This is a genomic window from uncultured Coprobacter sp., from assembly GCF_947855755.1.
GTDB lineage: Bacteria > Bacteroidota > Bacteroidia > Bacteroidales > Coprobacteraceae > Coprobacter.
In genome coordinates, this window is record NZ_CANUAR010000042.1 from 1 (window position 1) to 9,879 (window position 9,879).

Here is a 9,879-nt window from a genome sequence, read left to right on the forward strand (position 1 = left end):
ATGTTGTTGTGTTATTATGTTATCAGGGTATTACACTATTGCAATATCACAACAGAGTTTATTTCACATACACACTGATTATCAATATATTACAATCCTCATTAAGCAGCGCATACAACTTTACTATAACAATCTGCATACTATTATATGATACAGATTGATATGTAATATCTGTAAATCAGGATGCCATAGTTCAATACAGCATAAAACTTTCAATATTGAATATTTAAATTTCGGCAAATGACTAAATATCAGGCACTCCATTCACACGATATTCAACTCTGCATACATGTTTGTCACAAACAAACTGATATTTACATTTTTCATCAGGCAAATATGACTCTATTTTATAGCTATAAATGGGCATGGAGCCACAATCCACTTTAAGTGGATTCTCTGTTCAAACGAACAGAGCAAGTTGTGTTTTTGTCGGACAGAAAGTTTTCTGTCCGACAAAGACTAACTTACCCTACCTAACGGTCTGGAATTCTCCTCCAAAGTCAGAGCACACTAAAACAAAAATGGAATTAGTATGATGTAAATTCCATTATTATTTTATAAGCGAATATCTAGATAATATAAGCTTAATATTTTTATAAAAGTAGATATCTAATACGATACTCACTATTAAATCTATAACAAATAAATGTGATAAATTATTAAAGGGAAGATAGCATTTTATTTATCTCATTTTTCATTGCTTCTGTTTCACGTTCGTTCCCCGTATGTAATTTATCAAGTAATTGTAAAAGTTCTGTACTACATTGGTGTGTTGCACGAATCTCTTCTCTAATATTATTTAATAAGGCTTTGTGAACTAAATTTATAGCATCTACTTGTATGGCATAATTAACAGATTCAGAATAGAGTTTTCTACCTACTTCAATATTTCCTTTACGATACTCATTCAACCCATTTGTGGCTTTTGCACAAATATATAGTTCCCTTTCATTGGAAACAAGTGGCAATAATTTTATCAAAATCTCATCAGCCTCCTTTGTTTGTCCATTTAGTGCATAAGCATAAGCAAGATTATTCATAAATGAAAGTTCTTTAGGATTTGCTTTTAATCCTATCTGAAGTATCTTAATAGCATCAGCATAGTTATTTTGATATGTATATGCTATATCTGCAGCAAAATTTATTGGAGTCCGTGCAAATGGCATTATCCCAATCCATGCAATAGAACTTTCTAATGCAGACTGATATTCTTTTTTAAAAAAAGAATATCTCGCATCTGATTCAAAATTAAATATAGGCTTTTGTATATTTGAAAAATTCAACGATAAGGATTTATCATTATTCATTAACCAATCTGCTTGTGATAAACTATTATCATTTGGTGATATTAAAGATTTTTCTAAAAACAACTTTCCTTTTTTTCTTGAAGATTCTAATTCCTTTGTACCAATAGCACTTGCCAATTCACTAAAACTAAACGGAGAATAATTACCAGAGAACACCATAGACATTCCCATTTTAATGAATCGAGAACTTCTTCCTCTTGAAGCATTAACTGCAATTTCTGATGCTAATAACCATGGATCATATTGAAGAGTTGGATTATGTACTAGAACATGATGGGCTCTATCAATATCACCTATATGAAGAAATAACCTAGCTGCAGAACGAGAAATAAATCTAGAAGTGGGAGACAAATGAATTGCTATTTGCATTGCATTAGTAGCCTTTTCGAGAAGCCCCAGATTAATATAACATCTAGATAACTCTGCATACCATATTGGATTAAAAGAATACTTTTTAATTAAATTCCTAAAATACTTAACTCTTTCTTTGTAAATATTTTCACCATTCAGAATATTATTTAATTGATTTGAAATTTTATCTTGAGACAATATCCTATCCTTATGTTCTTTTGATTGAAGAAGTGTTTGTGCAACAGAGAGTAATGAGGAAGTAGATTTTTCTGGTCTTTCAACAATGTACTTTGCAGCAGTTAATACTTCAGGCATATGCGTATGTCCATTCATAATAGCTGCACTTATAAGGTCACCAGCAATGGCTATATTTTTCTCTTCTCTCCAAGCTTCTAGATACTCCATTATCGGATATTGGGGCAATTGTATTTGATATGAAGAGTTTCCTGATAATTCACCTGATTTAAAACAAGTTTTAAAATCTTTCCAATCCGGAATAACATTTCTGCTACTTGTATCTGATTTAGATGCCATATTATTTTTTATACAAATTTAGTTCTGCTTTTCTTTGAAATAAATCTAACTCTGAAATTGTCCTTTCTAAATCATAATTAGGGGTTCTATTTGTTTTTGATATGTTTTTAGGATGTCCTCTTTTCTCAGGTTCCGGATGACATAAATATTCAACTACTTTTGTTAGTCCTTCTTTTAAATCTTCAAGTGGAATACTTTCTTCGAAATCTAATAAAGATTGATGATATGCATCTAATAAATATGTTCTTGCTTCATCAAAACTTATTCCTGTTTTAGCTAAAGCACGAATTCCTCCGGAGAGCTTACTATCAAGTAAAGTGTTAAAGGAAACTCCATTTATATAATATACAATCAAAGATCCTATCATATAATTATCCATTTGATAAAGCCTTTCTTTATCATCTGATAATCTATAGTTAAAAAAAGCTTCTGGAGGTGCGTAAGTCCAATCTCCATTAAACATTGATAACGAATATGGACATTCGACTTCTGTACTAAGACATAATGAGCGTCCTAAATCACCTAATTTCGAATTATTACCAATAGAAAGGATATTAGATGGTTTCAGATCTTGATGGGAGATCTCTATTTTATGAAGTTGCTTAACTCCTAATGCTATATCATGAAGAGATTTTAATTTAAACGAAATAGTTTTTAGTTTTTCGGTAAAAACCAATTTTGTAGAAAAGTTGATAATCTTTCTAATATTACAATCTGCTTTTTCATAGATTATATAAGTTACAGTAGGGAACATAAAATCTGTTAATTCACACTCTCCACCATCTACATACGTAATTATATTTTTTACTCTATGTTTATTGCAATGCTCGGATAATGCCATTTCGTATTTAAATTCTCTCGTTGCTTTTTCAATTACTGATATTCTTGTTTCATGCGGACGTAAAGGTCTTGTCATACAATTTCTATAATCAAGTACCTTCATAAAACATTCAATACCATTTTTCTTTACAATATAGCATATAGAGAAATTCCCTCCTGTTTCTCCTTTCGACCTATCCGGTTCTGGAAGTTGATTTATAACCTCCCATCCGTTTATACTTTTACCTGTTAAATTACATACTGCAAAAAGACTATCCATATAATCCATTCATTTCGATTTTTAGTATAATGTTTAAGCAAACATACAAAAGAAAATCTAAATTATCGAATATAATTCACTATATTTGCATAATATAATTGCATCTAAAAATGAAATTAAATAGAATAAAGGTTGTTTTATCGGAGAAAGGGATTTCACAAACGTGGTTAGCGAAAAGACTGGATAAAAGTTTTAGCATGGTCAATGCGTATGCTTGTAACAGAATCCAGCCTAACTTGGAAACCTTACAGCAAATTGCTGAAATTCTTCAAGTTGACCTAAAAGACTTGATAACAGACAAAGAAGAACGCCAATAGTTCTTCGTATTTGTAGATGTTATTATTGTCTTAGTATGCAACTTCCGATAATATAAAAATATAGGAATATATGACACCAGAAGAAAAAGCGAGGCAAAAAATAGATCAGTGGTTTAGCGATGCTGGTTGGCAGGTGGTCAATAGAGATAACTATGAACCAAACTGTACTGCAGTTGCTATAAGAGAAGGACTTTTAAAAGGTAATCTTGAGGCTGATTATTTCCTTTTCATTAACGGAAAAGCTGTTGGTGTGCTTGAAGCTAAAAGAGAAGAGATAGATCCTTTTTCCAATAATGTTTGCGAACAGGCTGTTTTATATGCCCGGAATGTTCCTAATATCTATCAAGTATACCAAAAACCTTTGCCTTTCATATTTACTTCAAATGGAAAAGACTTGTACTTCTGTGACTTTCGTAAACAGGATTCTTGTTTCAAACAAATTATGACGATTCCAACTCCTCATGAATTGGTTAAGCTGTTGGGAATAAATGATTATTTTGCCGGACTCCCAACTTTGCGAAAAAAAGGATTACGTGATTGTCAGTATGAGGCAGTTACTGAACTGGAAAAAAGTTTCAGGAGTGGGCAGAATCGCGCCTTGATGGTATTGGCAACAGGTGCAGGTAAGACATATACCGCATGTCTTGCTGCATATCGTCTTCTTTCATATACTCCAATGAGAAGAGTATTATTTCTTGTGGACAGAAATAACCTCGGGAAACAGGCGGAGGGAGAATTTGGAACTTTCCGGTTGACAGAAAATGGAGATGCATTCAATACAATATTTACAGTGAATCGTCTTCGTTCCTCTTCTATACCATCTGATAGCAATGTCGTTATTTCAACAATACAGCGTCTTTTTTCTTTTCTGAAAGGCGATGTTATTGAGGATAATGACAACGATGATGATAATGATCCTACAGAAGAAGTTGTATTACCTCCTAATCCCAATTTACCACATGATTATTTTGATCTGATTATCATAGATGAGTGTCACCGCTCCATTTATGGGAATTGGCGTAAGGTATTGGAATATTTTGATACAGCCAGACTTGTTGGATTGACAGCCACACCAATTCCTGAAACAATGGCATTCTTTAACAATAATCGTATAGTCAACTACACATTGGAAAAAAGTATTGTTGATGGTGTAAATGTAGATTGCCGTGTATATCGAATCAAAACTCAGGTTACAGAAAATGGCGGTGCTATATTAGAAGGAGAAAAAATCAAAGAAGAAACACGATATACCGGAGATGTAAAAACCATTTCCAATAAAGAAACGAAAACATATACCAATAAAGAACTAAACAGAAGTGTCATTAATCCTGCGCAAATAAAACTTATTCTGTCTACTTACCGTGATGTAGTCTATACAGAGTTATTCAATGATCCACAGCGGGATGCCAATTTTAACTATCTGCCAAAGACTTTAATCTTTGCTCTAAATGAGACTCATGCCAGCAATATCGTAAAGATAGCTAAAGAAGTATTTGAACATACAGATGACCGATTTGTGCAGAAAATAACTTATTCTGCGGGCGATAGTAATGAATTGATACGTCAGTTCCGGAATGACAAGGATTTCAGAATTGCTGTAACTTGTACATTGGTAGCAACTGGTACAGATGTTAAGCCTCTTGAAGTATTGATTTTCATGCGTGATGTAGAATCTTTACCGCTCTATATACAGATGAAAGGACGTGGTGTACGCACAATTGGAGATGAGCAGTTACGAAATGTCACCCCAAATGCGTTCAGCAAAGACTGTTTCTATTTGATTGATGCCGTAGGTGTTACTGAACACGAAAAAACAATACCTACGATAACCGATGAGCCTACTACAAAGATTATCACTCTTGAAGAGCTGTTGGAACAGATTACCCATGGTTACCTTCCTGATGAGCATCTGAAACGTCTTGCTGCAACACTTTCTAGAATATACAACAAAGCAGATAATTCACAGCGGAATGAGTTCGTACGTTTGGCTAATGACGACATGAAAGAACTTGCTTCAAGGATTTACGAAGCATTTGAAAACAATACCCTGCCGCCATTCATAAGTACCAAAGAGCCTAATAACGAACGGAAAGGTTTAGTAACTCCACTTGCAAATCACGCAGATGCGCGCAGGTATCTGCTCATTCTTGCTGCTGGGTTTGTCAACACGCTGATGCCTGGTGAGGACACGCTTATTTCTAAAGGTTTTTCAATAGAAGAAGCTAAAAGTACAACAAAAGCATTTGAAGATTTCTGCAAAGAACATTGTGATGAAATAGAGGCTCTACGTATAATTTATAATAATGAAGGTGAGCCAATTACCTATTCAATGCTAAAAGATTTGGAAAACAAACTCAAGATGGCTAACAATCATTTTACTTCCAAACAATTGTGGAATTCATATGCCATTCTGAATCCAAACAGTGTTCGACGCTCTTCTACAAAAGAAGAAAGCGATGCTTTGACTAATATCATACAGCTTGTACGTTTTGCTTTACACCAAATAGAACGATTAGATAGTGTAGTTTCTACCTCTAAACAGTATTTTAATCTATGGTTAGGACAAAATCAGCGCGAAATAACAGATAAACAACGTGAAGTTATCAGTCGTATTGTAGATTATATTGCTTCCAACGGAGCTTGTACGATCAAAGAGATTCGTGAAGATGATGCAACTCAGGCAGCACAAATGATTCGTGCTTTTGGCAATATGCAGAAAGCAAACGAAGCTTTACAGTCTCTATACACATTTGTGGTTTTAAGAAAAGCAGCATAATAATGGCAACCATACAAATAATAGATAGTATACGATTGAATAGAATAGGTTTGCAAACAAAAGATGCAAATGGGAAATGGGTCAATATACATAAACAACAAGGTGATTTAGATGGAGCATGTTCTGTTTATTCACTCATAATGGCTATGCTATGCCAAGGGATGATTGAAGAGCAAGATATTCAACTATATAAATTCCCCGATAGGCGTACTCCTAAAGGCAAATTCTTATATCATTTTTTCTATGAGCAAGGATTTGTCCAAAATGGTTATAACTACACAGCATTAGCACGTGAAATCAACGAACAGCCATTTGAGATTAGAGCAATACACAAAAGGCCAAGAACTAATGATAATAGGATTGAATTAATAGAACAATTCGTAGATCAAAATATCCCAGTAATAATCTCAACAGAATTCAATGGTGGTGCGCATGCTTTATTAGCCATAGGAATAGAACGCGATGAGGAGGATGTCATAACTAAAATTTTCTGTCTTGATCCGGGAGCTCCTTCTCCAAAGGTTTCCTCGTGGAATTGTTTTATTGATGTCTCAAAAGAAGGCAAATCGCAATATCCATTCTATTACGTAACTGAGATAAATACTTATAAGGTCACATTAGATGACATGCTTATAATAGAGCATAAAAGTTTTGATTAAAAATATGGCAACAAATAATACAACAGAGCAATCTCTCACCAAAAAAGTTTGGAATCTGGCAACGACTCTTGCCGGGCAAGGTATCGGTTTTACAGATTATATTACACAGCTCACCTATCTTCTATTTTTAAAGATGGACGCAGAGAATGTAGAAATGTTTGGAGAAGAATCAGCAATACCATCTGGTTATCAATGGAGTGATTTAATATCTCTTGACGGTCTAGATTTAGTAAAGCAATACGAAGATACTCTGAAACAACTGAGTGAACAGGAAAACCTTATCGGCACAATTTATACAAAAGCACAAAACAAGATTGACAAGCCAGTCTATTTGAAAAAAGTCATTACCATGATTGATGAGGAACAATGGCTGATCATGGATGGAGACGTGAAAGGTGCTATCTACGAAAGCATCCTTGAGAAGAATGGACAGGACAAGAAAAGTGGGGCCGGTCAGTACTTTACTCCACGCCCGCTCATCAAAGCAATGGTAGATTGCATAGCCCCACAAATTGGAGAAACGGTTTGTGACCCGGCCTGCGGCACTGGAGGTTTTCTCTTGACTGCATATGATTACATGAAAGAACAGTCTGCCAGTAAAGAAAAACGTGATTTCTTGCGTAACAAGGCACTGCATGGCGTAGATAACACACCATTGGTCGTAACGCTAGCTTCCATGAACCTATATTTGCATGGTGTGGGAACAGACCGGAGTCCGATTGTTTGTGAGGATTCTTTGGAGAAAGAGCCATCCTCCCTTGTAGACGTAATACTTGCCAATCCTCCTTTCGGTACTCGTCCAGCAGGTTCTGTGGATATTAACCGCCCGGATTTCTATGTAGAAACGAAGAACAATCAGTTGAACTTTCTTCAACACATGATGCTGATGCTCAAAACCGGAGGTCGTGCAGCCGTAGTATTACCAGACAATGTCCTTTTTGAAGGTGGTGCTGGAGAAACAATTCGCAAGAAGTTACTCTCAGACTTCAACTTACACACGATACTTCGTTTGCCTACAGGTATTTTCTATGCACAAGGCGTAAAAGCAAATGTATTGTTCTTTTCCAAAGGTCAACCGACAAAAGAGATTTGGTTCTATGATTATCGTACTGATATCAAACATACGCTTGCTACTAATAAATTAGAGAGACATCATTTGGATGATTTTGTTACATGCTATAATGCAGGAAATTTAGAAGGACGCAAAGAGTCATATGATGCAGAAAACAATCCTCAAGGGCGTTGGCGTAAATATCCGGTAGATGATATTCTCACTCGTGACAAGACAAGCCTTGATATAACCTGGATAAAACAAGGAGGAGAGTCTGATGACCGCTCCTTGGCTGAATTGATGGCTGACATAAAAGAGAAAAGTAAAACTATTAGCTCAGCAGTTGCAGAACTTGAGAAGCTGCTTGCAAACATAAATGAAGATTAAGCGTATGAAGAATAATGATATCGCAAAATCAATAGAACAACAATTCGGAGAAATCATAGATATTATTCTCCAACATAAAAGTAATGCTTCAAAAGCCGTCAATGAAGAGCTGCTACTCACAGCATGGCATGTAGGCGGATATGTATCTGCTAAACTGAAGAGCGAAGAATGGGGAAGTAAGGTCGTTTCGCAACTGTCTGAATATATACGTTCCCAACGCCCTGACATCAAAGGTTTTGGAAGAAGCAATATTTACAATATGGTGTTGTTTTATGAAGAATACTCTTCTGAAACATTTTATACAACAATAGTAAAATATCTGAACTCTGAATTTGTCCAGCCAATAACTGGACAAATTGAAGCAAGAAATCATACACAGGAAACTACTGTAATTGTGCAACCGTTGGCTACACAATTTGTCCAGCCAGCAATTGGACAAATGCCTAAGATATTGGAGTTAACGAGTTTGACTAATCATATAGAAATATTATGCCGATGCAAAAGTAATGAAGAACGTTTGTTTTATATACTCTATGCCAATAAAGAGCATTTAGTAAAACGAGAACTTCAGCGTTGTATTTCTAATCAGACTTATGCCGGGTTATTAGGTAATAAGGATAATATGTCAAAAGGATTGCTTGAAACATATCCTAATGCACCAATAATGTTCAAAGATACTCTATTTGTTGATTTTCTTAATTTGCCTAAAAAGCATAGCGAATCAAAGCTAAGAAGTAGTTTAGTAGAACACATGAAACAGTTTATTCTTGAACTGGGAAAGGACTTTATATTCATGGATCAGGAATATCGTCTTAATATAGGAACATCTACATTCAAGGCAGATCTATTATTCTTTCATCGTGGCTTACAGGCATTAGTTGCTGTGGAATTGAAAAAGACAAAGTTTCATCCTCGCGACCTTGGACAGTTGGAATTTTATTTGGAAGCACTTGACCGAGATGTAAAACGTTCTAACGAGAATCCGTCTATCGGTATTATTCTCTGCCCAGAAGCAGACCAGGTAGTAGTAGAATATGCCATGAGCAGAAGCATGAGTCCTACCATGATTGCTGAATACAAGCGTATTCTCATTCCACAGGAACGCATGCAGCAGCAACTGAATGAGTTTTGCAATCTATTCTTAAACAAAGACTAATCCAAATGGATACAAAGAAATTACGTCAAAAAATACTAGACCTTGCCATTCGTGGTAAACTTGTTCCTCAAGATCCGAATGATGAACCTGCATCCGTATTACTTGAACGCATTAAAGCAGAGAAAGAACGTTTAATAAAAGAGGGAAAAATAAAGCGTAGTAAAAAAACAGCTAAAACTTCTGATACGCCCCATTATGAGAATGTGCCATTTAATGTGCCGGATAATTGGATTTGGACGACT

7 protein-coding genes and 1 pseudogene are annotated in these 9,879 nt (G+C 35.1%); 6 read left to right on the forward strand and 2 right to left on the reverse strand.

Features of this window, described 5'->3' with window-relative positions; genetic code table 11:
* Nucleotides 1-659 precede the first annotated feature (659 nt).
* The gene (locus tag Q0093_RS14275; RefSeq protein ID WP_021929900.1) at nucleotides 660-2,192 is read right to left on the reverse strand and encodes a tetratricopeptide repeat protein; all 1,533 of its coding nucleotides are present in this window, start codon (nucleotides 2,190-2,192) and stop codon (nucleotides 660-662) included.
* Nucleotide 2,193: 1 nt separating this feature from the next.
* Nucleotides 2,194-3,300, reverse strand: coding sequence for a protein kinase (locus Q0093_RS14280; RefSeq protein ID WP_021929901.1), 1,107 nt, complete (start codon nucleotides 3,298-3,300; stop codon nucleotides 2,194-2,196).
* A 101-nt stretch (nucleotides 3,301-3,401) separates the two neighbouring features.
* Between Q0093_RS14280 and Q0093_RS14285 the strand changes: the two genes are divergently transcribed.
* The 6 genes and pseudogenes from Q0093_RS14285 to Q0093_RS14310 all read left to right on the forward strand — a co-directional run.
* Nucleotides 3,402-3,608: a helix-turn-helix transcriptional regulator gene (locus tag Q0093_RS14285; RefSeq protein WP_215683248.1), complete on the forward strand. Its 207-nt coding sequence runs from the start codon at nucleotides 3,402-3,404 to the stop codon at nucleotides 3,606-3,608.
* Nucleotides 3,609-3,678: 70 nt separating this feature from the next.
* Nucleotides 3,679-6,384 (forward strand): DEAD/DEAH box helicase family protein, encoded by a 2,706-nt coding sequence (locus Q0093_RS14290; RefSeq protein WP_297931797.1) that lies wholly within the window; start codon nucleotides 3,679-3,681, stop codon nucleotides 6,382-6,384.
* Between the two features lie 2 nt (nucleotides 6,385-6,386).
* On the forward strand, nucleotides 6,387-7,043 hold the full coding sequence (locus Q0093_RS14295) for a papain-like cysteine protease family protein (RefSeq protein ID WP_297931800.1): 657 nt from the start codon (nucleotides 6,387-6,389) through the stop codon (nucleotides 7,041-7,043).
* 4 nt (nucleotides 7,044-7,047) lie between these two features.
* Entirely contained in the window at nucleotides 7,048-8,481 is a 1,434-nt protein-coding gene (locus tag Q0093_RS14300; RefSeq protein ID WP_021929905.1) for a class I SAM-dependent DNA methyltransferase, read from the forward strand.
* 4 nt (nucleotides 8,482-8,485) lie between these two features.
* Nucleotides 8,486-9,637, forward strand: a complete 1,152-nt coding sequence (locus Q0093_RS14305) for a PDDEXK nuclease domain-containing protein (protein WP_025018357.1) — start codon at nucleotides 8,486-8,488, stop codon at nucleotides 9,635-9,637.
* A 5-nt stretch (nucleotides 9,638-9,642) separates the two neighbouring features.
* Nucleotides 9,643-9,879: pseudogene (locus Q0093_RS14310) on the forward strand (restriction endonuclease subunit S); the annotation flags it as partial.

Bases quoted from the DNA above. Each gene is read 5' to 3' on its own strand.
- Q0093_RS14275 (WP_021929900.1), bottom strand. From the start codon at position 2,192: ATGGCATCTAAATCAGATACAAGTAGCAGAAATGTTATTCCGGATTGG.
- Q0093_RS14280 (WP_021929901.1), bottom strand. From the start codon at position 3,300: ATGGATTATATGGATAGTCTTTTTGCAGTATGTAATTTAACAGGTAAA.
- Q0093_RS14285 (WP_215683248.1), top strand. From the start codon at position 3,402: ATGAAATTAAATAGAATAAAGGTTGTTTTATCGGAGAAAGGGATTTCA.
- Q0093_RS14290 (WP_297931797.1), top strand. From the start codon at position 3,679: ATGACACCAGAAGAAAAAGCGAGGCAAAAAATAGATCAGTGGTTTAGC.
- Q0093_RS14295 (WP_297931800.1), top strand. From the start codon at position 6,387: ATGGCAACCATACAAATAATAGATAGTATACGATTGAATAGAATAGGT.
- Q0093_RS14300 (WP_021929905.1), top strand. From the start codon at position 7,048: ATGGCAACAAATAATACAACAGAGCAATCTCTCACCAAAAAAGTTTGG.
- Q0093_RS14305 (WP_025018357.1), top strand. From the start codon at position 8,486: ATGAAGAATAATGATATCGCAAAATCAATAGAACAACAATTCGGAGAA.